Here is a 23,563-nt window from a genome sequence, read left to right as displayed (position 1 = left end):
GGCAGCTAGAGCTGCCGTTTTTAGTGTTTGCTCCCTCTCCCTGTGGGAGAGGGTCGGGGTGAGGGCATCAGGCCGCTCGAGCTTCAACGCTCCAGTCCTTTCACATACCCCACCAGCTGATCCAGCACAATCCCCCACCCTTCGTGGAAGCCCATCTGCTCATGCTGCTCGCGGATTTCCTTCGTCGGATGACGCGCAATCGCCGTGTAGCGGGTCTTGCCCTCGCCCACATCTTCCAGCAGCAGGATCGCCGTCATAAACGGCTTCTCGGCCGGTTTCCAGCCTTCGGTATAGCCGTCGGTAAAGACCAGCTTTTTACCCGGGTCGATTTCAAGAAAGACGCCCCGGTTATCCATCCGCTGACCGTCCACCTCAAACACGGTGTTGAACCTCCCGCCCACGCGGAGATCGAGGTCGCATTCGGTCACCTTATGGGGAGCAGGAATGAAGAAGTTTTTGATGTGTTCCGGCGTGGTCCAGCACAGCCACAGCAGGTCGCGCGGTGCATCCACCACGCGCTCCAGTTTTAAGTCTGTTTCAGGATCGAGCGTCACGATATTGTCCTCTCAAGGGAACCCCTTAAAGGATAGCCGGACTCAGGCGAATTTCCCGTTTGCCACCTCTTCCGGCGTGACTACGCCCGTATCCAGCACCCAGCCGCTAATCAGCGAGGCAGGTGTGACGTCAAACGCCGGGTTATAGACCTGCGCGTTTTCCGGCGCCCACTGCACCGCGCCAAAGCTTCCCGCCACGCCCGTCACCTCGCTGGCGGCGCGCTGCTCAATGGGGATCGCGTCCCCGTTCGGGCAGTCCGGATCGAGGGTCGTTTGCGGGGCGGCCACGTAGAACGGAATGCCGTGGAATTTCGCCAGCACCGCCAGAGAATAGGTGCCGATCTTGTTCGCCACATCGCCGTTGGCGGCAATGCGGTCTGCGCCCACCCACACGGCGTCCACCAGCCCTTTTGCCATCAGGCTGGCGGCCATGGAATCGGTAATCAGCTGATACGGCACGCCCAGCTCGCCAAGCTCCCACGCGGTCAATCTGCCGCCCTGCAGCAGCGGACGGGTTTCATCCACCCAGACGTTGCTGACGTTACCCTCCTGATGCGCGCGGGCAATCACGCCCAATGCGGTGCCAACGCCCGCCGTTGCCAGCCCGCCGGTGTTGCAGTGGGTCAGCAGACGGCTGCCGGGCTTCACCAGCGCGCTGCCGGCTTTGGCGATCGCGTCGCAAAGACGTTTGTCTTCGTCAATCAGGCGCAGCGCTTCGGCCACCAGCGCCGGTACAAAATCTTCCTGCCACAGGGCGAGCTTCATGCGGTCGAGATTGTTCATCAGGTTCACCGCCGTCGGGCGGGATGCGCGCAGGGTTTCCAGCGCCGCCGCCAGCTCGTCGCGGCTTTTGCCGTTTTCCGCCAGCAGCGCCAGCAGCAGGCTTGCAGAGAGACCAATCAGCGGCGCGCCGCGCACGCGCAGGGCGTGGATATGCCCGACCAGCGCCTCTACCGTCGAGGCATCCAGCCAGCGTTTCTCCTGCGGAAGCGCCTGCTGGTCGAGAATAAAGAGCTGATTATCCGCCACCCGCAGGCTGGTCGTCTGTAATGTCTGCATGTCGTTAATTCCCTGTTGCGTTGTTGTAGCACATTGTGTCAGGATGAAATCCAGATGTATAGACGTCTACATGTCTTAATTAGAAAACTCGTGAGGAGCAGGCCATGTCGCAATACCGTACCTTTACCGCTCAGGACGCCGTGGAGTATGCCAGGCAGTTTGGCGGACTTGACGATCCTTCATCGCTGGTAGAGGCGCAGGAAGTAGGCGACGGCAACCTCAATCTGGTATTCAAAATTTTCGACGGCGCGGGCGTGAGCCGCATCGTCGTTAAGCAGGCGCTGCCCTACGTCCGCTGCGTCGGCGAGTCATGGCCGCTGACGCTGGACCGCGCCCGCCTTGAAGCGCAAACGCTGGTCGAGCACTACCAGCACAGCCCGCAGCACACCGTGAAAATCCACCACTTTGACCCGGAGCTGGCGGTGATGGTGATGGAAGATCTCTCCAGCCATCGCATCTGGCGCGGCGAGCTGATTAAAAACAATTACTACCCGCAGGCGGCCCGTCAGCTGGGCGAATACCTCGCGCACGCGCTGTTCCACACCAGCGATTTCTACCTGCACCCGCACGCGAAAAAAGCGCAGGTGGCGAAATTCATCAACCCGGAGATGTGCGAGATCACCGAAGATCTGTTCTTCAACGATCCGTACCAGATCCACGAACGCAACAGCTACCCGGCCGAGCTGGAAAATGACGTAGCGGACCTGCGCGACGACGCTCAGCTTAAAATTGCCGTAGCTTCCCTGAAGCACCGCTTCTTCTCGCACGCCGAAGCGCTCCTGCACGGCGATATTCACAGCGGCTCGATTTTTGTGGCTGACGGCAGCCTGAAGGCCATCGACGCCGAGTTCGGCTACTTTGGCCCGATTGGCTTTGACGTCGGTACCGCCATCGGCAACCTGCTGCTGAACTTCTGCGGCCTGCCGGGGCATCTGGGCATTCGCGATGCCGCCGCCGCGCGCGAGCAGCGCCTGACCGATATTCAGGAGCTGTGGAACACCTTCGCGGAACGCTTCCAGGCGCTGGCAAACGAGAAAACGCGCGACGCCGCGCTCGGCGCGCCGGGCTATGCCTCCGCGTTCCTGAAAAAGGTCTGGCATGACGCCATCGGCTTCTGCGGCACCGAGCTCATTCGCCGCAGCGTCGGGCTTTCCCACGTCGCGGATATCGACACCATCCAGGACGAGGCGATGCGCCACGAGTGCCTGCGCCACGCGATTACGCTCGGTAAAGCGCTGATCGTCATTGCCGACCGCATCGACAGCGCCGAAGATCTGGTGGCACGGGTGCGGCAGTACAGCTGATTATATTTGGTTTTCTCCCTCTCCCTGTGGGAGAGGGCCGGGATGAGGGCATCAAACCGCACTCATCCCAGATACTCAATCACCGACAGCCCGCCGTTATAATCCGTGCTGTAAATTATCCCCTGCGCATCCACAAACACGTCGCACGACTGGATCACCTGCGGGCGATTCGGCCGCGTGTCCATCATTCTCTCCGGCGCGGCGGGCACCAGCGCACCGGTTTCCACCGGTCGATACGGATTGGAAATGTCATATGCACGCACGCCCGCGTTCTGATACGTCGCAAAAATCAGCGTCGAGCTGACAAAGCTCCCCGGCCGGTTCTCGTGCAGGTTATGCGGGCCGAAATGCGCCCCTTTCGCCACGTAGTCGGTTTCTTCCGGCTGCGGGAAGGTCGAGATGCTGACCGGGTTCGACGGCTCGCGGATATCAAACAGCCAGATCAGCTTTTCGCCGTCCTCCTGGTTATCCAGCACCGCTTCGTCCAGCACCACCAGCAAATCGCGGTCCGGCAGCGGCAGCGCGGTGTGCGTCCCGCCGCCAAACGGCGGACTCCAGTTGCGGTGGCTAATCAGCTTCGGCCGGGTGCGGTCCTTCACGTCCAGCAGCGTCAGGCCGCCGTCGCGCCAGCTGCCGTAGGCGGTATCGCCCGCGATAATCGCGTGATGCAGCGCGTAGCGTTTCCCTTCCGGCCAGTTCGGCTTCTCCCCTTCGGCCTGGTTCATCCCCGGCAGCCACCAGCGCCCCGCCACTTCAGGCTTACGCGGATCGGCCAGATCGATGGTCAGGAAAATGTAGTCGGTAAAGCCATCGATCAGCGCTGACACATACGCCCAGCGGCCGCCGACGTACCAGATGCGGTGGATGCCGATGCCGCTCAGCGACAGAAAGCCGATTTCGCGCGGCCTGTCGGGCGTGGAGATATCAAACACCCGCAGCCCGGCGCTCCAGCCTTTGTCCTGCACGTCGCTGACGGTCTCCCCCACCTGGCGGGTGTAGTAGACTTTCTCGTCGGCAAAGCGGGCATCGGCAAACAGATCCCGGGCGTTAATCACCAGCAGCAGGTCGTCATGCGCCTGCAGGTGCACGTTCCAGGTGCCGGGCGGCGCGGGCACGTAGCCCGCCGCTTTCGGGTTTTTCGGGTCGCGCACGTCGACAATCGAAAATCCCTGCGACACCATATGGCCGATATAGGCGAAACCGCGATGGACCATCAGCTGCACGCCGTCCGGGCGACCGCCCTGATCGCTATGGCCAATCAGCCGCATATTGCGGCTGTATTCTGGAAGGGGTACTTGCGTCACCGTTAGCTCCTTTGGGTTTTCCCCCTCTCCCTGCGGGAGAGGGCCGGGGTGAGGGCATCAGGCCGCACCTGACGCCACCCGGCCTGGTTTTATTTATTCTTCGCTTCCAGCGTCGCAAACCACGGCGCGATAAAATCTTCCGTCTGGCCCCAGCCCGGAATGATTTTCCCCAGCGACGCCACGTTCACCGGGCCCGGCTGGGCGGTCAGCAGCGCCTGAGGAATGGCCGCCGCTTTGAAATCGTAGGTCGCAGGCGTCGCTTCCCCGGCAATCTTGTTCGCCACCAGACGCACGTTCGTCGCGCCAATCAGCTTCGGATCCACCGCCACGCTCACCTTCCACGCGCTGCCCGGCTCACGCATCAGCTGCAGATCCTGGTTAGAGATGTCGATGCTGTAGAGCTTAATCTCGGTGCGGCCGTTCTCTTTCAGCGCCTTATACGCGCCCTGGCTGAAGGCGTCCCAGGTTCCCCAGATGGCGTCGATTTTGCCTTTCGGGTATTTCGCCAGGATCGCCCCCACCTTGTTGGCGGTATCGCCCTGCACGTCAGAGGACACGGCGCCGATAGACTCCAGCTCTTTGATGTCCGGATACTGCTTTTGCAGCTCTTTATAGGCCGCCTGACGACGCTCCATCGGCGGGAAGCCCGCCACCCACAGCTTGACGATATTGGCCTTGCCGTTAAAATCTTTCGCCAGCTGGCCGAAGGAGAGGTTCGTCAGGGAGGCATCGTCCTGCTGGGTGACGGTCACGCCCGGGATCTCACCGTTAACGGCGGTATCAAAGACGGCGACTTTGATCCCGGCATCCACCGCTTTCTTCACCAGCGCGGTGGAGTACGGATCGCGCCCTTGAGAGAGAATAATCCCGTCGTACTTCTGGCTGATGGCCTGGTTCACAAAGTCCTGGAATTTGGCGTCGTCCCCGTTGCTTAAAAAGGTGCTGACCTTAAAGCCGAGCTTCTTCCCTTCCTGAATTGCCCCGGCAATAAACTGCGTGGTGTTGTCATCTGAGCCGAGGTTACGGATCACCGCGATGCGAATGGGGCCGTCATGGTTCGCAATGGCAGCCGGAAGCGGCGCGGGCGTAGCCGCGAAGCCTGGCAGAGCCGTGAGCAACCCAAGTGCCACCAAAGAGAGTGCAATCTTTTTCATTTTTTTATCCCGTTGTGTTGTCAGCATTTTTGTATGTAGGTAATCGCCAGCGCTACCGCGAGCACCAGCCCTTTTATAATGTCCATGGCGTAATACGGTACGGAGAGCATCACCAGCCCGTTCGACAGCACGCCGAGAATGACCGCCCCAACCAGGGTTCCCAGCGCGTTCGGCTTGCCGGATCCGGCCAGCGAGAAGCCAATCCACGCCGCCGCCACCGCATCCATCAGGTATCCGCCGCCCGCATTCACCTGCGACGAGCCGATGCGTGAAGCCAGCAAAATCCCGCCCAGACCCGCCAGCAGCGAGGCAATCACGTAGGCCGCCACCTTGTAGCGCGTGGTGCGAATGCCGGAGAGGCGCGCCGCTTCGGGGTTGCCGCCGATGGCGTACATGCGTCGGCCATGCGTAGTGAGCGACAGGCCAAGCTGCGCCAGCACGGTCACCACCAGCATGACGATCACGATGGTCGGCACCTGCCCCAGCAGGCTGAACGCCGCCGGAATGGTCCCTTCCGCCATGTCGCCGCTCGGCAGCACCATGTTCTCGGTAATCGACCCGCCGTAGCTGTAGGTCATCGCCACGCCCTGGATCACAAACAGGCTGGCAAGCGTCGCCAGCATGTCCGGAATGCGCAGGATGACGATCAGGAAGGCGTTAAACAGACCCACCAGCGTGCAGAGCGCGAGGGTGATCAGAATCGACTCGGTAGTGCCAAAGCCGTGCCAGACGAAAAGTGAAATCACCAGCGCGTTCGCCAGCGAGGCGGTGGATCCCACGGAGAGATCGAACCCGCCGATGGTCAACGAGATCGACACGCCAATGGCAATCACCGTCACGATGGCAATCGAGCGCAGAATGTTGATGATGTTGTTCGGATCGAGGAAGCTGTCCGACGCCAGGCCAAAGACGGCCACCAGCGCGACGACGGTTAACAGCATGCCCCACCTGTAGAGAAAATCGAAAATCTGCTGGCGGCCAGACGCCGCCGCGTTCACTGAAAGGGCCTTGCTCACGACGCCGTTCCTCCGGTTGAATAATAAAGTAGTGTCTCTTCGCGGGCCTCGGCCCCGGCGATTTCCGCCACGATGCGTCCGTCCCACAGGACGCAGATGCGGTCGCATAGCCCGACCAGCTCGGAAAACTCGCCCGAGGCGTAAATCACCCCTTTGCCCTCGCGCGCCAGGCCGTCAATCAGCTGGAACAGATCGGTTTTGGCCTTCACGTCCACGCCTTTGGTCGGCTCGTCGAATATCAGCACGCTGGCGTCATTGCGCAGCCATTTACCGATGGCGACCTTCTGCTGGTTGCCGCCGGAAAGACGGCGCAGCACCTGCCCTGGCCCACGCGCGCGCACGCCGACGCGGGTGATGACCTCTTCCGCCCAGCGCCACGCCTGACGATGGCCAAACAGGCTCCAGCGCGAAAAGCTGTTATCGGCGCACACGGCAAGGTTCATGCTCACCGGCTCGTCGATAAAAATACCCTCTTTCCGCCGCTCCTCCGGCACCAGCGCCAGACCGCGCAGCACGGAGTCGGCCGGGTCGCACGGCTGCCAGGATTGATGATTCAGCTCACCGCGCGCCACGCGGCTCTTGGTGGCGCCAAAAAGCGCCTTGCAGAGTTCGGTTTTCCCCGCCCCCGCCAGCCCGGCAATCCCGAGAATTTCGCCTTTGCGCAGGTGCAGGGAGATATCTTTCAGCAGCGCGTCGTCGTGAAGCCCCTCAACGCGTAACAGCGTTTCGTCGCCGTGCGGCGGCCGCGCGGGCGGATAGATATCGCTCAGCACGTGGCCGAGCATCTTCTCGACGATCGCTTCGCCGCTAAGATCGGCCATCGGGCCGGACTCGATCAGCTTGCCGTCGCGCAGCACCGTCAGGGTGTCGCAGATGGCCTTCAGCTCGTGAATGCGGTGAGAGATAAACACCACGCCGATGCCCTGCTGCTTTAAACGTCTCACTACCGCAAACAGGCGCTCGCTCTCGTGCGCGTCCAGCGGCGCGGTGGGTTCATCAAGAATCAAAAAACGGCAGTGATGGGACAGCGCCCGCGCCAGCAAAATCTGCTGCTTTTCGGCCAGCGAACAGCCGTCGATGGAACGGCGAACGTCCAGCGTCACGTCGAGCTGCGCCAGCGCCTGTCTCGCCTGCTGGCGGATCGCGCGCCAGCTGAAGCGATGCCCCGGCTGCGCCAGCTGGTCGAGCATGATGTTTTCGGCAATGCTTAACCCCGGGATCAGCGCCACGTCCACCTCCTGCTGAACGAGGTGGATCCCCAGCCGTTTGGCATCGAGCGGTTCGCGGATGCTCACCGGCTGGTTGTTGATGCTGATCTCACCCTCATAGTGGTCGTGCGTCCCGCACAGCACCGCCATCAGGGTCGATTTTCCCGCGCCGTTGGCGCCGGTCAGCGCGTGTACGGATCCGCCGGTTAAGGTGAAATTCACGCGCGACAGCGCCTGAAAGCCGGAAAAGGCCAGGCTGATACCGCGCATCTCAAGGCGACTGGAAACCATCCGCGTAAATCCTTCATTACTCTTCTGATTTATCGAATTTTTCACAGCTCTGGTTGACTGACAACGACGGAAAAGGCATAAGTTAAAGCGAAATATTATTAGCCATCCGGATGTCCAGACATAACATCGGGTTAGCGCTTCCGCAAAAAGGACACCATCATGAGCAACACCGATATCCGCGTCGTGCCTGGCCCGGCGAACTACTTCTCTCATCCCGGAAGCCTTGCGCAGCTGGATAACTTCTTTACCCCGGAACAGCTTTCCCGCGCGGTGTGGATTTACGGCGAGCGCGCTATCGAAGGCGCGCGCCCTTTCCTGCCGGCGAGCTTTAACGCGCCGGAGGCGAAGCACCTGCTGTTTAAAGGCCACTGCAGCGAGCGCGACGTCACCCATCTGGTGAATGAATCCGGCAGCGACGCCAGCGTGGTGATTGGCGTCGGCGGCGGCGCGGTGATGGATACCGTCAAGGCCGTGGCGCGCCGCTTAGGGGTGCCGTTTGTGGGCATCCCCACCATTGCCGCCACCTGTGCGGCGTGGACCCCGCTTTCCGTCTGGTACAACGATGCCGGTCAGGCGCTGCATTTTGAGATCTTCGACGACGCCAACTTCCTGGTGCTGGTGGAGCCGCAGATCGTCCTTAACGCCCCGGCGGAGTACCTGCTGGCGGGCATCGGCGATACGCTGGCGAAGTGGTACGAAGCGGTGGTATTGGCACCTGAGCCTGAGAACCTGCCACTGACGGTGCGGCTGGGCATCAACGGTGCGCTGGCGATCCGCGACGTGCTGCTGGCGCGCAGCGAAGAGGCGCTGGCCGACCAGCAGCGCGGCGAACAGACGCAGGCGTTCCGGGACGTGGTCGATGCAATCATCGCCGGCGGCGGGATGGTCGGCGGCCTGGGCGAACGCTATACGCGCGTGGCGGCGGCGCATGCGGTACACAACGGCTTAACCGTGCTGCTACAGACGGAGAAATACCTGCACGGCACCAAGGTGGCCTACGGCATTCTGGTGCAGAGCGCCCTGCTCGGCCAGGACGACGTTCTGGCGCAGCTGGTGACGGCTTACCAGCGTTTTAACCTGCCCACCACGCTTCGCGAGCTGGACGTCGACATCAATAACCGCGACGAGCTGGATCGGGTCATTGCCCACACCCTGCGCCCGGTGGAGTCGATTCACTATTTACCTGTTACGTTAACGCCTGACGTTCTGCGCGCCGCGTTTGAGAAAGTGGAATCCTTCAGCCGTTAATCGCGCCGACAGGCTATACCTAATGATGATTCTTACCACTCTCGTAACGAGGTCATCATGCAGATCGATTTAACAGGTAAAAAGGCGCTGGTTACCGGTGCCAGCCGCGGATTGGGTCGTGCGATTGCCCTGTCGCTGGCGCGCGCCGGTGCGGATGTGATTATTACGTATGAAAAATCTGCCGATAAGGCCCAGGCGGTCGCCGATGAGATTAAGGCGCTGGGGCGCCACAGCGAAGCCGTGCAGGCCGACAGCGCCAGCGCGCAGGCGATTCAGGATGCCGTCACCCATGCGGCGCGTTCTCTTGGCGGGCTGGACATTCTGGTCAACAACGCCGGGATCGCGCGCGGCGGTCCGCTGGAGTCCATGACGCTGGCGGACATTGACGCCCTTATCAACGTCAACATCCGCGGCGTGGTGATCGCCATTCAGGAAGCGCTGGTGCACATGTCCGACGGCGGGCGCATTATCAACATCGGAAGCTGTCTGGCAAACCGCGTGGCGCAGCCGGGCATTGCCGTTTACTCGATGACCAAATCGGCGCTGAATTCCCTTACCCGCGGGCTGGCCCGTGATTTAGGGCCACGCGGCATAACCGTTAACCTGGTGCACCCCGGCCCCACCAACAGCGATATGAACCCGGAAGACGGGGAACAGGCTGACTCTCAGCGTCAGCTTATTGCTTTGGGTCATTACGGTCAGCCGGAAGACGTCGCGGCGGCGGTCACGTTTCTTGCCAGTCCGGCGGCCGGGCAGATCTCCGGTACCGGCCTGGACGTGGACGGCGGTTTGAACGCCTGATCGCAATCTCACTGCAAGCCTCTGTCGTCCGGCAGAGGCGTTTCCGAGCGCCCTCGACGGTTCGCGTTTTGCCGCTTTCTCCGGTTACTTCCCCGCTCTACAGTACCCCATTAGAAATTCGGAATTTATCTAATAGCCTTATTATTTCCTTATACTTTGTGTGGGCGTACAGTGGAGGTACGGATGAAGATTGTGTGGTCAAAGGTAGCAAAGAAGTCGTTGTCCCGAATTGATAGTCGCTATCGACAACGCATTGAAACAAAACTGGCTGAACTGGATGACCGCTCGGCTTCCCGGCCCGATATCATAAAAATATCGGTTTTAGAAAATCATTACCGGTTACGCGTAGGCGATTACCGCATCCTTATTACGCTGCGGGACGATCCCGATAACCATTGTTATGTTTTGGCCGTCAAGCGCAGAACTTCAACGACCTACCTTCACGAGGAGAAAGCCCCCTATGGCTGTTCAGCTAATTAAGGACAATGACGGAAAAGCGCAGTACGCCGTAATTCCCTATGATGAATACTTTCGTATGTGCTTACAGATGGCAGAAATCGACGACGAAACCGATGATGATCTAGAGGATATTGAAGTCGAACACGATTGCTATGATGACGTGGAATTGCCCGGAGAAGTGTGCAGCATCATGACCTGGCAGAACGTCAGCCTGCAGGCCGCGTGGCGTATCCTGCGCGGCATGTCCCAGCAGGAGGTGGCTGAGAAACTCGGCATCACCCAGTCCGCCGTGTCACAGCTGGAAGCGCTGGACTCCCGTCCGCAAAAGCGCACCCGCGAAAAGCTGGCTGCTATCTACGGCTGCAAGCAGGAGCAGATCAGCCTCTATCTACCGAAAGAGGGTTAACAGCACTTCGCCCCGCCCTTGCCGCCGTAGCGGGCATCCTGGCGGTCGCGGAAAAATTCTTCGTAGGTCATGGGCGTCTGGTCCGGATGGTTGACGCGCATATGCTCGACGTAGTTGTCGTAGTCCGGCACGCCAATCATCATTTTGGCGGCCTGGCCCAGGTATTTACCTGCTTTGGAAAGGGTGTCGAACATAATCAGTTTCTCGTTTGTTTCCTGCCCTCTCCCGGAGGGAGAGGGCGGAGAAGAAATGTAGGCCGGGTAAGGCGAAGCCGCCACCCGGCACAAAGGTTAGTGCGCCCCTTTCGCCTGGGTCACAATCTCTTCCAGGTTTTCAGGCATCGGCTCGTACGGCGTCTCTTTCGCCGTTGGCTGATCGTTTTTCAACGCCGCCAGCGCGGTCTTGAGAGAATACAACGCCAGCACCACGACCACCACCATAAAGAAGATAGTCAGCCCGGCATCCAGACGGTTGTTAAACACCAGCTGGGACAGCTGCGACTCGGTGTACTGCGCCGGGATCTTGCCGCTGTCGATCATCGCCTGGAACTTGTTGGCGATCGCCAGGAAGCCCACCTTGTTGTCCGGGCTGAAGGCCTTCTGCCAGCCCGCCGTCAGGGTACAGATCAGCAGCCACGCGGTTGGCACCAGTGCCACCCACGCGTAACGCTGGCGCTTCATCTTGAACAGCACCACCGCGCAGAGCATCAGCGCCATGCCCGCCAGCATCTGGTTGGCGATACCAAACAGCGGCCACAGGGTGTTAATCCCGCCGAGCGGATCGACCACGCCCTGGTGCAGGAAGTAGCCCCACGCCAGCACGCACAGCGCCGTCGCCAGCAGGTTAGCCGGGAGCGAATCGGTACGCTTCAGGTTCGGGGAGATCACCCCCAGCAGGTCCTGCAGCATAAAGCGCGCCGCACGGGTTCCTGCATCCACCGCCGTCAGGATAAACAGCGCCTCGAACAGGATGGCGAAGTGATACCAGAACGACACGTCCATCAGCCCGCCCAGCGCGCCGTGAAGAATATACGCCATGCCGACCGCCAGCGTCGGCGCCCCGCCCGCACGGGAGATAATCGACTGCTCGCCCACTTCACTGGCGATGCTCGTCAACGTATCAGGGGTAATCGCAAAGCCCCAGCCGCTCACCACCTGCGCGGCGGACGCCACCACGTCAACGGTGCCAGCCGGTGCCAGTACCGCCATCGGGCTGTTCATCGCGAAGTACACGCCCGGGTCGATGATACAGGCCGAGACCAGCGCCATGATGGCGACAAAGGATTCCATCAGCATGCCGCCGTAGCCGATCAGGCAGGCCTGATTTTCATTCGCCAGCATCTTCGGCGTGGTTCCGGATGCGATCAGCGCGTGGAAGCCCGACACCGCGCCGCAGGCGATGGTGATAAACAGGAACGGGAACAGGTTACCGGTCCAGACCGGGCCGGTACCGTCGATGAATTTGGTTAACGCAGGCATGGTCAGGGTCGGACGCATAATCAGAATGCCGATCGCCAGCCCGACGATGGTGCCGATTTTCAGGAACGTAGAGAGATAGTCACGCGGAGCCAGCAGCAGCCATACCGGCAGCACCGCCGCCACAAAGCCGTAGCCCACCAGCATCCAGGTCAGCTGGACGCCGGTAAAGTCGAAGAACGGCGCCCAGGTCGGGCTTTCCGCCACCCAGCCGCCGGAGATAATGGCGAACACCAGGAATACCAGGCCAATTACCGACACCTCACCAATGCGGCCCGGGCGCAGGTAGCGAATATAAATCCCCATAAACAGCGCCAGCGGAATGGTGAAGGCAACGGTATAGGTTCCCCACGGGCTGTGGGTCAACGCTTTCACCACGATCATCGCCAGCACCGCGAGGATGATCACCATGATCATAAAGGTCGCCACCAGCGCAATTACCCCGGCGGTTGCCCCCATCTCCTCTTTCACCAGCTCACCCAGCGAACGCCCGTCGCGGCGGGTCGAGACGAACAGCACCATAAAGTCCTGCACCGCGCCCGCCAGCACCACGCCCGCGAGGATCCAGATCATCCCCGGCAGGTAGCCCATCTGCGCCGCCAGCACCGGCCCCACCAGCGGACCCGCTCCGGCAATCGCCGCAAAATGGTGACCGAACAGCACTTTTTTGTCGGTCGGCACGTAGTCCAGCCCGTCGTTATGGCGGACGGCAGGCGTCATACGCGTCGCGTCAACGCCCAGAACGTTCTTCGCGATATAGCGGCCATAAAAACGGTACGCGATCAGATAAATGCAGACGGAAGCGACAACGATCCAGAGCGCATTGATCTGTTCCCCCCGGTTGAGGGCGATATAGCCCAGGGCAAAGGCTCCCACAACGGAGAGCCCTGCCCATATAAGGTATTTCCCTGAGTTGTTCATAGTTGTTGTCCGTTGTTGTGAAACAGTGAGATGTTACATTTTGTTTCTAGAACAACCGGAAAAATTTAACAACTTTGAAACGCAATAATGCGTGGTCAAACCAGAGATTTACACCACAGTGTTAAGCCGATCACTTTGATCTGCCTGGCTTAGCCCAACACCATCGTGCTCAACCGACAGGTACAGCACCGCCGCCCCTGCTCGTCGAATACCACAATCTCCCAGCTCTGGCTCGACCGCCCCAGATGCAGCGGCTGGCAAACGCCGCGCACTTTGCCGTGAGAGACCGCACGATGGTGCGTGGCGTTAAGCTCCGTCCCCACCACGCTCTGACCGTCGCGGGTCATCAGAAAGCCGGCCATCGACCCCAGGGTTTCCGCCAGCGCCGCCGACGCGCCGCCGTGCAGCAGGCCAAACGGCTGATGGGTACGCGCATCCACCGGCATCTCCGCTTCCAGCGTGTCGTCGCCGAGGCGGGTATAGACGATACCGAGATGCGCCACCAGCGTATTCAGGCTGGTCGCGTTCAGCTCCTCGAGCGGTAAATGACGTTTCCAGATCATCTTACGCCCCCAGCGTGGAGCCGCCGTCCACCACGATATCCTGCAGGGTGATATGGCTGGCGGCCTCGGAAGCAAGGAACAGCACCGTGCTGGCTATCTCCTGCGGGCGAGCGATTTTGCCCAGCGGAATGCCGAGCTTGAACTGCTCGCCAAAACCGCGAATACGCTGCTGCTCCGCGTCGTCGCTTTTCCACAGCGTGCGCTGCATATCGGTATCCGTTGAGCCCGGCGACACCAGGTTACAGCGCACGCCGCTGCCCGCCAGCTCCAGCCCGACGGTCAGGGCCAGGCTTTTCAGCGCCGCCTTCGACGCGCCGTAGGCGCTCATGCCGATGCGCGGCGTGTGTGCCGCGTCGGACGCCACGGTGACTATCGCCCCGCCCTGCTGACGGCGGAACTGGCCCATCGTCTGCTGGAACAGGTTGAACGCGCCGCCGACGTTGACCGCAAAGGTCTGCTGCCAGTCCTCCTGCGAGAGCTGGTCCGTCGCCCCCATGCGCAGAATGCCCGCCGCGTTGACCAGCACGTCCAGCCGTTCAAGCGACGCCAGCGCGCGCCCGCACACCTCATGCACCTGCGCGGCATCCGCCACGTCCAGGGTTTCAGTGGCGAACGGATAATCCCCCAGCGGAAACGCCAGATCGAAGCCGGTCACACGTGCGCCCGCCTCCACAAACGCCAGCGCCGTCGCGTAGCCAATCCCCTTACCCGCGCCCGTCACCCAGACGGTTTTACCGGTGAAATCCAGACCCATCACTTCACCTCGCGGGACAGCAGCGCCCACCATGCGTCGATGGTTGGATTTTTTGCCAGCATCACGAAGTCGATATCGCCGTGCACTTTGCGCCAGCGGGCGGCCAGCGCCATCATGCGCACCGAGTCCAGACCGTAGTCGATCAGGTTTTCGTCATCCATCGGCTCGTCGGACTCGTCCAGCAGCGGCAGGATCAGCTCACGCAGCGCGGCTTTGGTCGCCGGAACGGACGGCAGCAGCTCGTCGGTCATTACCACGCGGCCCGAGCGTCCGGCCACGTAGTTGAGCGACATCAGGTGCTCGTCGCGGGTGAAATCCGCCAGCGCGTCGGCAATAAAGAACGGCTTGATGTCGCGCATAAAGGCATCGGTGGCGGTGGTCATGCAGCCGATGTGGGCGTAAACGCCGGTAATCAGCAGCTGGTTGCGGCCGGTTTCTTTCAGCATCTGCTCCAGCGGCGAGCGGTGAAACGCGCTGTAGCGCCACTTCACCAGCACCGTGTCCGCTTCGTCCGGGGTCAGTTCGCGGACAATGCGCTGCTGCTCCGGCGAGCGGGTCAGGCCCGGCCCCCACATGTCGTTCAGCAGGGCGCGGTCTTCGTCGCTCTGCTCTTTCGGCTGAGCGGTGTAGTACACGGGAATATTGTGCGCTTTGCAGTAAGCGCGCAGTCTGGCGATATTCGCCACCACCTGCTGCATCATCGCGCTGTTTTCGCCCCAGAAGTTCAGGAAATACTCCTGCATATCGTGGATCAACAGCGCGGCACGTTCAGGCTCAAACGCCCAGTTCACTTTACTGGTCGGCAGCTCTGCGGCGGTCGGCAGCGCGTAAGCGGTTAATTTTGGAATGGCCATACTCTGTTCCTCAGCCCCGGGCGCGTTCAGCAAGCCACAGGCGCAACTGTTTCTTATCGACTTTGCCGACCGGCGTCAGCGGTAGCGCATCCACGCTCTCCACGCGGTCCGGCAGCTTGAATTCGGCAACGCCCTGCTCGCGCAGGAAGCGGCGCACCTCGACCGCGCGCAGGGGCTGTTTCACCACCAGATACGCGCAGCTTTTTTCGCCCAGCAGGCTGTCCTCCATGCTCACCAGCGCGGCGTGGATCACCGCCTCGTGGCGCAGCAGCAGGTTTTCAATCTCTTCGGCGGCGATCTTCTCGCCGCCGCGGTTGATCTGATCCTTCTCGCGCCCCTGCACGGTGATGTAGCCCTGCTCGTCGATGGCGATGAGATCGCCAGAGCAGTAAAAGCCGTCGGCGTCAAAGGCGCTGGCGTTGTGTTCCGGGCTGTTGAAATAGCCGCGGAAGGTGTAAGGCCCGCGCGTCATCAGACGCCCGACCTCACCGCGCGGCAGCGGGTTGCCGTGTTCGTCCGCCACCCACACTTCGTCGTCCGGGCACATCGGGCGACCCTGAGTGTTGATGATGCGCTCCGGCAAGTCGTCGAGCGCGGTGTAGTTCACCAGCCCTTCCGCCATGCCGAACACCTGCTGAAGCTGGCAGCCGATTTCCGCCGGAATGCGCGCCGCGAGCGTGGCGGAGAGGCGTGCGCCACCCACCTGCAGCAGCCTGAGGGATTTGAGCTGCGCGTTGCCCGCGCCGTCGGCAATCGCCTGCAGCCAGAGGCTTACCGCCGGAGGAACCAGCGAGGTGACGTTAATCTGATGCCGTTCAATCAGCGGGAAGCAGAGCGTGGCGCTCGGATCGTTCGCCAGCACCACGCAGCCGCCGGCGGTGAAGACGCCTAACGATCCCGGCGAGCTCATGGCGTAGTTATGCGCCGCGGGCAGCGCGTTCAGATAACGGGTGTGTGTATTGATTCCGCAGATCTCGTTGCTGCGGCGGATGCTGTAGTCGTAGTCGTTGTGCGTGCGCGGGATGAGCTTCGGCGTGCCGGTGCTGCCGCCGGAAAGCTGGAAAAACGCCACTTCGTCAGCGGGCGTCGGGTTCGGAATGAAGTTATCCGCCGGACGCGCAATCGCCGCTTCCAGGGCGTGTTCGTCCTTATCGCCGCGCAGCAGTACAAGGCGTACCGAGCGATGCGCATCCACAAAGGCGTTGAGGAAATCATCGCCCGCAAACAGCGCGTGGTCGCGATCGCCAATCAGCACGGCGGGTTTGATCTGCTCCGCGTAGGCGTTCAGCTCGCTGCGCTGATGGCTAAAGAGCGCGTTAACCGGCGCGACGCCAATTTGCAGCAGCGCAAAGAAAGTGACGTAGAACTCGGCCACGTTACCGAGCTGCACCAGCGCGGTCTCGCCGCGCTGCAGCCCGCGCGCCTGAAGAGCGGACGCCAGATTGTTCACCGCCTGATTAAACGCGCGGTAGGTGATGTGCCGCTCGCCGTCGACAATCGCCACGGCATCGCTTTCAGCGCGATCCGTCAGGATGTGGGTCAGCGGCAGATCCTGCCAGTAGCCTTTTTCGCGGTAGCGGCGGGCGAATTCCTCAGGCCAGCGGGTAAAGGGAATGGTCATGAGCGATCCTTAGCGCAAGCCAAACACGTTGAGCATGGTGGAGAGCTTCACGCCCGTTTCGCGCCATTCGCCCACCGGCGAAGAGGCAGGCACAATGCCCGCGCCGGCAAACAGGCGAACGCTATTTTCGCGAAGACGCGCGCAGCGGATGGTCACCACCCACTCGCCGTTGCCTTCGCTGTCGCACCAGCCGACGATGCCGCCGAACAGCTCGCGGTCGAACGGCTCCAGCTCGGCGATCAGCTCTTTTGCCGCCTCATGCGGGAAGCCGCTCAGCGCCGGGGTCGGGTGCAGCAGGCAGGCCAGAGTCAGGGCGTTTTCGTTTTCACGCGCGTCACCTTCAACCGGCGTCGCCAGATGCCACAGCGTCGGCGTGGTGATGAGCTGCGGGGAAGACGGCATGCTCAGGTGGTGGCTTCGCGGTGCCAGAATGGCCTTCATCGCCTGGGTTACGAGATCGTGCTCGTGGCGGTCTTTTTCGGAGGCCAGCAGCTTATTGCCCGCTTCGCGATCCAGCACATCGTCCGGCTGACGGCGCGCAGAGCCTGCCAGCGGCAGCGAGCTAAAGTGCGCGCCCTCTTTACGCAGCAGCAGTTCGGGGCTGGCGCCGAGCAGCACGCCGCCGTCTTCCAGCGGCACGTGGAAGTTAAAGCTCGCCGGGTTCTGGGCGATCAGCCGCTCCATCAGCGCACCGCTGTCCATGTGTTTGTCGGTCGCGATATCAATCAGACGCGACAGCACCACCTTGTTCACCTGCGGCGTGGCGGTAAGCGACGCGGCGCGCGCGACCATCTCTTCGAACACGGGCTGCGGCGGGATCTCGGTGCGTTGTTCCACCTTCAGCGCCTGCGAGCCGGAAAAATAGCGTGCGGACTGCTGACGTGCCGGACGGGAAAAGGTCTGCCAGCGCTGCGGAATAAACAGAGAAGATGGCTTGCGGGTATCGAACGGAATAGCCCCTGCCATCACCGGATGAGCGATACCGTTAGCTTTCGCATTCCGGAAGGCCTGGGCTAATTTTTGCTGAAATTGCCCGGCCGGATCGTCACCGCCGACGGCGGGTTCAGAGAAGCGGGCAAAACAGCCTGAGGTAGTAAAACTGCGGTAAGGCGACATAAAGAAAAAGCTGTCTGATTGCAGCGTGGTCGCGGTGTGCTGAACTTCCTCAGCCAGGGACGTGTCCATATCATCCTCCTCAAAATGATAAAAGAAGCAATAATGATTATCATTTATATTTTCGTCGGCTAACCTAATCCCACATCGCTTCGCTGTCAACCGTCGGACAAATAACTTATGCGACAAAAGCTTGCATCCCTTCGCATCAACCATGAAAATGAGAAGCATTATCTTCAACAAAAACAGGATGTCGCGCTGTGAAATTCCCTGCCCTATTCCGTAATACCCTGCTTTTATCTGGACTTTTAGTTTTAGGACTTGCCTCAGCCATTGCCGCCGACTGGCCGCGTCAGGTGACCGACAGCCGAGGCGTTCACACGCTTGAGAGCAAACCGACGCGCATTGTCTCCACCAGCGTGACCTTAACCGGCTCCCTGCTGGCGATTGACGCGCCGGTCGTTGCCAGCGGCGCGACCACGCCGAACAACCGCGTGGCGGATGCGCAGGGCTTTTTGCGTCAGTGGGGTAATATTGCGAAACAGCGCAAGGTTGCGCGGCTGTACATCGGCGAGCCGAGCGCCGAAGCGGTCGCCGCGCAAATGCCGGATCTGATTTTGATCAGCGCTACCGGCGGGGATTCCGCGCTGGCGCTGTACGATCAGCTCTCCGCCATCGCCCCAACGCTTATCATCAACTACGACGACAAGAGCTGGCAGGAACTGCTGACCCAGCTGGGCAGCCTCACCGGGCAGGAAAAACAGGCCGCAGAGCGCATTGCCGCGTTTGATAAACAGCTCGCGCAGGTGAAACAGCAGATGAAATTGCCGCCGCAGCCGGTGAACGCCATCGTCTACACCGCCGCCGCGCACAGCGCCAACCTGTGGACTGCGGAATCGGCGCAAGGCAAGCTGCTGCACCAGCTGGGCTTTACGCTTGCGGAGCTGCCCGCCGGACTGCACACCTCAAAAAGCCAGGGCAAACGCCACGACATCATTCAGCTGGGCGGTGAAAATCTGGCGACGGGGCTGAACGGCGAAGGGCTGTTTGTGTTTGCCGGCGATCGGAAAGACGTGGATGCGATTTACGCCAACCCGCTGCTGGCGCATTTGCCGTCGGTGAAAAACAAACGGGTCTGGGCATTGGGAACGGAGACGTTCCGCCTGGATTACTACAGCGCGGTGTTGGTGTTGCAGCGTTTAGAAGCAATCTTTGGGTAACAGCTGCGCCCGGTGGCGCTTCGCTTACCGGGCCTACGAGTGCAAAATGTAGGCCGGGTAAGGCGCAGCCGCCACCCGGCAAATCACACCGGAGCACTCTCCTGCCTGAACCGCCGCAATTCCACCAGCGCCACTAACAAAATCACGCCAATAATTGCCAGTACAAACCCGCCGCAGCTCGCCGAGGCCACCGGAGTCATCATCGCCCCCAGCCCGCCGAGGATCGTCGCACCAATCGCATCGCCCGTCACGTTCTGCGCCGTCCACAGGCCGTTAATGCGCCCGAGCATCCCTTCCGGCGTCTGGGTCTGGATCAGGGTGTACTGCAAAAGCGAGCTGATGGCGCTCAGCCAGCCGAAAATCACCAGACACAGCACCCCGAGCGCCCACACCGGCATCAGGCTGAAGAAGCCGATGGCGATAAACGACGCCAGCGTGGCAAGCAGCATAATCAGCCCCGGACGCGCGCCCTGCGCCAGGTTGCCGCTGGTCAGCGCCCCGCACGCCGCGCCGAGCGGAATGGCAGCGTAGAGAATGCCAATCTCCGAGGCGCTCATCTGCCACTCTCCCGCCAGCGCCGGGTAGAGCACGCGCACGGCGCTCGCCATGGTCAGCAGGCCGCCGAGCAGCGCAATCCCGCCAATCAGCGGGTTGCTGAACAGGAAACGAATCGCGGCCATCAGCGATTTCAGCGGATGCTCGCGCGGCTGCGGCGGAGGCGGCAGCAGCGGCAGGCGCAGCAGCGTCAGCGTGGTGATAAAGGTTCCCGCCGCCGCAAGCCCGTAGTTCCAGGCCACGTTGCCGGTCGCCAGCAGCAGGCCGCCCACCATCGGCGAAATCACCGAGCCCAGACGCACGGTGAGCATGGTGATCGCCCCCGCCTGCATCAGGTTCTCGCGCCCGACCAGCGCGGGCGTCGCCGCCAGCAGCGCCGTCACGCCCAGCGAGGCGAAGAAACCGTCCCACAGCCCCAGGGCATAAATCGCGATCAGCGACGGCTCCGGCAGCATCGCGTTCAGACACAGCCCAATAAAGCCCACGCCGCAGGTGCCGCGCGCCAGCAGGATCAGCTTTTTACGCTCGTAGCGGTCCGCCAGCACGCCGCCGACCATCAGGCCGATGAACATCGCCCCGCCGGTTAAGGTGACGGATAACCCCACCAGCCAGCTGGAGTGCGTCATGGTCTGGATCTGGACCGGCACGGCCACGCCGAGCAGCCCGAGGGACAAAATGGAGATAAAGCGAGCGATAAAAACGGCGCGATACGCCGGGTGCGTTTTCAGCAGGCTGAGGTTGAGCAGCCAGGATTTTTGATTCATGACAAAGCCTTGAGTCTATTTCTACCCATTCCATGGGCGCACATGCTAACATAGCCAAATAAGATAGATAACGATAATCACTATCATTATCAAATCATGGATGTTGCTATGTCGTTTTCCTCTTCCGCGGTGCGCGCCGTTGCCGTGCCCGTTTTATTGCTGCTGTTGATCCTTGCGACTGCACTCAGCCTGCTGGTCGGCGCGAAGCCGCTGCCCGCGTCCGTTATCGTTGATGCGCTCTCCGGCACCTGCCAGAGCGCCGACTGCGTCATCGTGCTCGACGCCCGACTGCCCCGCACGCTTGCCGGACTGCTGTCCGGTGGCGCGCTCGGCCTTGCCAGTGCCCTGATGCAAACCCTTACCCGTAACCCGCTGGCGGATCCCGGTATTCTCGGCGTTAACTCCGGCGCCAGCTTTGCCATCGTGCTCGGCGCGGCGCTGTTCGGGTTGACCTCGCCCTCCGAACAGCTGGTGATGGCCTTCTGCGGCGCGTTGGCCGCCTCGCTGGTGGTCGCCTTTACCGGCAGCCAGGGCGGCGGGCAGCTGAGCCCGGTACGCCTGACGCTTGCGGGCGTGGCGCTCGCGGCGGTGCTGGAGGGCTTGTCCAACGGCATCGCCCTGCTCAACCCGGACGTCTACGACCAGCTGCGCTTCTGGCAGGCCGGCTCGCTGGATATCCGCACCCTCGAAACCCTAAAAGTGGTGGCGATCCCGGTCATTATCGCCGCCGCCGTGGCGCTGTTTTTAAGCCGGTCGCTCAACAGCCTGAGCCTCGGCAGCGACACCGCGACCGCCCTCGGCAACCGCGTGGCGCGCACGCAGCTGACTGGACTTCTGGCCATCACGATTCTGTGCGGCAGCGCGACCGCCGTGGTCGGTCCGATCGCCTTTATCGGCCTGATGATGCCGCACATGGCGCGCTGGCTGGTGGGGGCGGATCACCGCTGGTCGCTGCCGGTGACCCTGCTGGCGACCCCTGCCCTGCTGCTGTTTGCCGACGTGCTGGGCCGCCTGCTGGTGCCCGGCGAGCTGCGCGTCTCGGTGGTCAGCGCCTTTATCGGCGCGCCGGTGCTGATTTTCCTGGTACGCCGTAAACGCGGAGGTGGCGCATGATGGCCCCGTCCCGTCGTTTACTCACCAGCGTATGCCTGCTGACTATCGTCATTCTGCTGCTGGCTGTCTGGAGCCTGCGCAGCGGCGCGGTGACGCTCGACTTTACTCAGGTATTCAACGCCCTGCTCGGCAGCGCGCCGCGCAACATCACCATGGTGGTGACGGAGTGGCGACTGCCGCGCGTGGCGATGGCGATTCTGGTCGGCGCGGCGCTCGGCGTGAGCGGTGCGATATTCCAGTCGCTGATGCGCAACCCGCTCGGCAGCCCGGACGTGATGGGCCTTAACACCGGGGCCTGGAGCGGCGTGCTGGTGGCGATGGTGCTATTTGGTCAGCACCTGACGGCCATTACCTTTACGGCGATGGCGGGCGGCATTCTGACGTCATTACTGATCTGGGCGCTGGCCTGGCGCAACGGTATCGACACCTTTCGCCTGATCATCATCGGGATCGGCATCCGCGCCATGCTGATGGCCTTTAACACCTGGCTTTTACTGCAGGCCTCGCTGGAAACCGCGCTCTCCGCCGGGCTGTGGTACGCCGGATCGCTCAACGGCCTGACGTGGGGCAAAACCTGGCCCGCCGCGCCGCTGATTTTGCTGATTTTTATCGGCGCGCTGCTGCTGGTGCGGCGCATGCGTCTGCTGGAGATGGGTGACGACACCGCCTGCGCGCTGGGCGTGGGCGTCGAGCGCTCGCGCCTGATGCTGATGCTGGTCGCCGTACTGCTGACCGCCGCCTCCACCGCGATTGCCGGGCCAATCTCGTTTATCGCCCTCGTGGCACCGCACATCGCCCGGCGACTTAGCGGCACGGCGCGCTGGGGATTAACCCAGGCGGCGCTGTGCGGCGCGCTGCTGCTATTGGCCGCCGATCTCTGCGCCCAGCGGCTGTTTATGCCTTATCAACTGCCGGTGGGCGTGGTGACCGTCAGCCTCGGCGGGATTTACCTCATCGTCTTGCTCGTTCAGGAGTCACGCAGGAAATGACTGATTCAACCACCCGCTTGCGCGGCGAAAACTTAACCCTCGGCTACGGCAAAAAAATCATTGCCCGTGACTTATCCGTCGCCATTCCGGACGGCCATTTCACCGCGATTATCGGCCCGAACGGCTGCGGCAAATCGACCCTGCTGCGCACCCTGAGCCGCCTGATGACGCCGGCTGAAGGCAGCGTGTTCCTCGACGGGGAGCAGATCCAGCGCTTCGTCAGCAAAGAGGTGGCACGGCGCATCGGGCTGCTGGCGCAAAACGCCACCACGCCGGGAGACATCACGGTGCAGGAGCTGGTCTCGCGCGGGCGCTACCCGCATCAGCCGCTGTTTACCCGCTGGCGTAAAGAGGATGACGAGGCGGTGAACCGCGCGATGCTGGCGACGGGCATCACCGATCTCGCCCAGCAGAGCGTGGACACCCTCTCCGGCGGACAGCGTCAGCGGGCGTGGATCGCGATGGTGCTGGCACAGGAAACGTCGATCATGCTGCTGGACGAGCCGACAACCTGGCTCGACATCAGCCATCAGATTGACCTGCTGGAGCTGCTGAGCGAGCTGAACCGCACGCAGGGATACACCCTGGCGGCGGTGCTGCACGACTTAAACCAGGCATGCCGCTACGCCACGCATCTGATTGCGCTGCGAGACGGTGAGATCATGGCGCAGGGCGCGCCGAAAGAGATTGTGACGCCGGAGCTGATCGAGCGGATCTACGGCATGCGCTGCATGATTATTGACGATCCGGTGGCGGGTACGCCGCTGGTGGTGCCGCTGGGCAAGCGTGCGGTCTGATGCCCTCACCCCGGCCCTCT

At 61.8% G+C, this 23,563-nt stretch carries 23 protein-coding genes; 9 read left to right on the top strand and 14 right to left on the bottom strand.

Annotation, left to right across the window (positions count from 1 at the left end):
- Nucleotides 1–83: 83 nt before the first annotated feature.
- Together HB664_RS09015 and mtnA are read right to left on the bottom strand one after the other, a co-directional pair.
- Nucleotides 84–554: an SRPBCC family protein gene (locus HB664_RS09015; RefSeq protein ID WP_032641748.1), complete on the bottom strand. Its 471-nt coding sequence runs from the start codon at nt 552–554 to the stop codon at nt 84–86.
- Nucleotides 555–596: 42 nt separating this feature from the next.
- A complete protein-coding gene (mtnA, locus tag HB664_RS09010; RefSeq protein ID WP_219940684.1) occupies nt 597–1,613 on the bottom strand; it encodes an S-methyl-5-thioribose-1-phosphate isomerase in 1,017 nt (338 codons plus the stop codon).
- Nucleotides 1,614–1,717: 104 nt separating this feature from the next.
- Between mtnA and mtnK the strand changes: the two genes are divergently transcribed.
- On the top strand, nt 1,718–2,917 hold the full coding sequence (gene mtnK, locus HB664_RS09005; RefSeq protein ID WP_217072457.1) for an S-methyl-5-thioribose kinase: 1,200 nt from the start codon (nt 1,718–1,720) through the stop codon (nt 2,915–2,917).
- 62 nt (nt 2,918–2,979) lie between these two features.
- Here the strand turns inward: mtnK and HB664_RS09000 are convergent, their stop codons facing one another.
- The 4 genes from HB664_RS09000 to HB664_RS08985 form a co-directional block, all read right to left on the bottom strand.
- A complete protein-coding gene (locus HB664_RS09000) occupies nt 2,980–4,221 on the bottom strand; it encodes an LVIVD repeat-containing protein (protein ID WP_217072455.1) in 1,242 nt (413 codons plus the stop codon).
- Nucleotides 4,222–4,310: 89 nt separating this feature from the next.
- Entirely contained in the window at nt 4,311–5,375 is a 1,065-nt protein-coding gene (locus HB664_RS08995; RefSeq protein ID WP_033144906.1) for a sugar ABC transporter substrate-binding protein, read from the bottom strand.
- A 20-nt stretch (nt 5,376–5,395) separates the two neighbouring features.
- On the bottom strand, nt 5,396–6,391 hold the full coding sequence (locus HB664_RS08990; protein ID WP_219940683.1) for an ABC transporter permease: 996 nt from the start codon (nt 6,389–6,391) through the stop codon (nt 5,396–5,398).
- Entirely contained in the window at nt 6,388–7,890 is a 1,503-nt protein-coding gene (locus HB664_RS08985) for a sugar ABC transporter ATP-binding protein (RefSeq protein ID WP_219940682.1), read from the bottom strand. Before HB664_RS08985 ends, HB664_RS08990 begins: the two co-directional genes overlap by 4 nt.
- Nucleotides 7,891–8,049: 159 nt before the next feature.
- On the opposite strand from HB664_RS08985, the gene HB664_RS08980 reads away from it, so the two are divergent.
- From HB664_RS08980 to HB664_RS08965, 4 genes are all read left to right on the top strand, one after another.
- Nucleotides 8,050–9,138, top strand: a complete 1,089-nt coding sequence (locus tag HB664_RS08980; RefSeq protein WP_219940681.1) for an oxidoreductase — start codon at nt 8,050–8,052, stop codon at nt 9,136–9,138.
- A 57-nt stretch (nt 9,139–9,195) separates the two neighbouring features.
- Nucleotides 9,196–9,939, top strand: a complete 744-nt coding sequence (locus HB664_RS08975) for an SDR family NAD(P)-dependent oxidoreductase (RefSeq protein WP_032661029.1) — start codon at nt 9,196–9,198, stop codon at nt 9,937–9,939.
- A gap of 183 nt (nt 9,940–10,122) precedes the next feature.
- A complete protein-coding gene (locus HB664_RS08970) occupies nt 10,123–10,419 on the top strand; it encodes a type II toxin-antitoxin system RelE/ParE family toxin (RefSeq protein ID WP_219940680.1) in 297 nt (98 codons plus the stop codon).
- Nucleotides 10,400–10,804 (top strand): helix-turn-helix domain-containing protein, encoded by a 405-nt coding sequence (locus HB664_RS08965; protein ID WP_219940679.1) that lies wholly within the window; start codon nt 10,400–10,402, stop codon nt 10,802–10,804. The genes HB664_RS08970 and HB664_RS08965 overlap by 20 nt, the downstream gene beginning before the upstream one ends.
- Here HB664_RS08965 and HB664_RS08960 read toward each other — a convergent pair.
- The 7 genes from HB664_RS08960 to entC all read right to left on the bottom strand — a co-directional run bounded on the left by HB664_RS08960 (nt 10,801) and on the right by entC (nt 18,177).
- Nucleotides 10,801–10,998 carry a YbdD/YjiX family protein gene (locus tag HB664_RS08960; RefSeq protein WP_006809671.1) on the bottom strand — a complete coding sequence of 66 codons (198 nt, stop codon included), beginning with the start codon at nt 10,996–10,998 and terminating at the stop codon, nt 10,801–10,803. The two genes, HB664_RS08965 and HB664_RS08960, sit on opposite strands and share 4 nt — an antisense overlap.
- A gap of 96 nt (nt 10,999–11,094) precedes the next feature.
- Nucleotides 11,095–13,200, bottom strand: a complete 2,106-nt coding sequence (gene cstA / locus HB664_RS08955; RefSeq protein WP_033144900.1) for a pyruvate/proton symporter CstA — start codon at nt 13,198–13,200, stop codon at nt 11,095–11,097.
- 149 nt (nt 13,201–13,349) lie between these two features.
- On the bottom strand, nt 13,350–13,763 hold the full coding sequence (gene entH / locus HB664_RS08950) for a proofreading thioesterase EntH (RefSeq protein WP_023310710.1): 414 nt from the start codon (nt 13,761–13,763) through the stop codon (nt 13,350–13,352).
- A gap of 1 nt (nt 13,764) precedes the next feature.
- Nucleotides 13,765–14,520 (bottom strand): 2,3-dihydro-2,3-dihydroxybenzoate dehydrogenase, encoded by a 756-nt coding sequence (gene entA, locus HB664_RS08945; RefSeq protein WP_211438389.1) that lies wholly within the window; start codon nt 14,518–14,520, stop codon nt 13,765–13,767.
- Nucleotides 14,517–15,371 carry an isochorismatase gene (locus HB664_RS08940; protein WP_033144898.1) on the bottom strand — a complete coding sequence of 285 codons (855 nt, stop codon included), beginning with the start codon at nt 15,369–15,371 and terminating at the stop codon, nt 14,517–14,519. The genes entA and HB664_RS08940 overlap by 4 nt, the downstream gene beginning before the upstream one ends.
- A 10-nt stretch (nt 15,372–15,381) precedes the next feature.
- Nucleotides 15,382–16,992 (bottom strand): (2,3-dihydroxybenzoyl)adenylate synthase EntE, encoded by a 1,611-nt coding sequence (entE, locus tag HB664_RS08935; protein WP_219940678.1) that lies wholly within the window; start codon nt 16,990–16,992, stop codon nt 15,382–15,384.
- Nucleotides 16,993–17,001: 9 nt separating this feature from the next.
- The gene (gene entC / locus HB664_RS08930) at nt 17,002–18,177 is read right to left on the bottom strand and encodes an isochorismate synthase EntC (RefSeq protein ID WP_219940677.1); all 1,176 of its coding nucleotides are present in this window, start codon (nt 18,175–18,177) and stop codon (nt 17,002–17,004) included.
- A gap of 188 nt (nt 18,178–18,365) precedes the next feature.
- Between entC and fepB the strand changes: the two genes are divergently transcribed.
- Entirely contained in the window at nt 18,366–19,325 is a 960-nt protein-coding gene (gene fepB, locus HB664_RS08925; protein ID WP_219940676.1) for a Fe2+-enterobactin ABC transporter substrate-binding protein, read from the top strand.
- An 83-nt stretch (nt 19,326–19,408) separates the two neighbouring features.
- Here fepB and entS read toward each other — a convergent pair whose 3' ends face one another.
- Complete coding sequence (gene entS, locus HB664_RS08920) at nt 19,409–20,644, bottom strand: enterobactin transporter EntS (protein WP_219940675.1); 1,236 nt, start codon at nt 20,642–20,644, stop codon at nt 19,409–19,411.
- A gap of 108 nt (nt 20,645–20,752) precedes the next feature.
- On the opposite strand from entS, the gene fepD reads away from it, so the two are divergent.
- From fepD to fepC, 3 genes are read left to right on the top strand one after another with little or no spacing between them, the layout of a single operon-like run.
- Nucleotides 20,753–21,757, top strand: a complete 1,005-nt coding sequence (fepD, locus tag HB664_RS08915; RefSeq protein WP_219940674.1) for a Fe(3+)-siderophore ABC transporter permease — start codon at nt 20,753–20,755, stop codon at nt 21,755–21,757.
- The gene (fepG, locus tag HB664_RS08910; protein WP_219940816.1) at nt 21,757–22,746 is read left to right on the top strand and encodes an iron-enterobactin ABC transporter permease; all 990 of its coding nucleotides are present in this window, start codon (nt 21,757–21,759) and stop codon (nt 22,744–22,746) included. Before fepD ends, fepG begins: the two co-directional genes overlap by 1 nt.
- The gene (gene fepC, locus HB664_RS08905; RefSeq protein WP_219940673.1) at nt 22,743–23,543 is read left to right on the top strand and encodes an iron-enterobactin ABC transporter ATP-binding protein; all 801 of its coding nucleotides are present in this window, start codon (nt 22,743–22,745) and stop codon (nt 23,541–23,543) included. Before fepG ends, fepC begins: the two co-directional genes overlap by 4 nt.
- The last annotated feature ends 20 nt before the right edge of the window (nt 23,544–23,563 follow it).

It is taken from the genome of Enterobacter sp. DNB-S2 (genome assembly GCF_019443845.1).
GTDB lineage: Bacteria > Pseudomonadota > Gammaproteobacteria > Enterobacterales > Enterobacteriaceae > Enterobacter > Enterobacter asburiae_B.
Note: the sequence above shows the minus strand (reverse complement) of the source record. Positions and strands in the feature narration are given on the sequence as shown.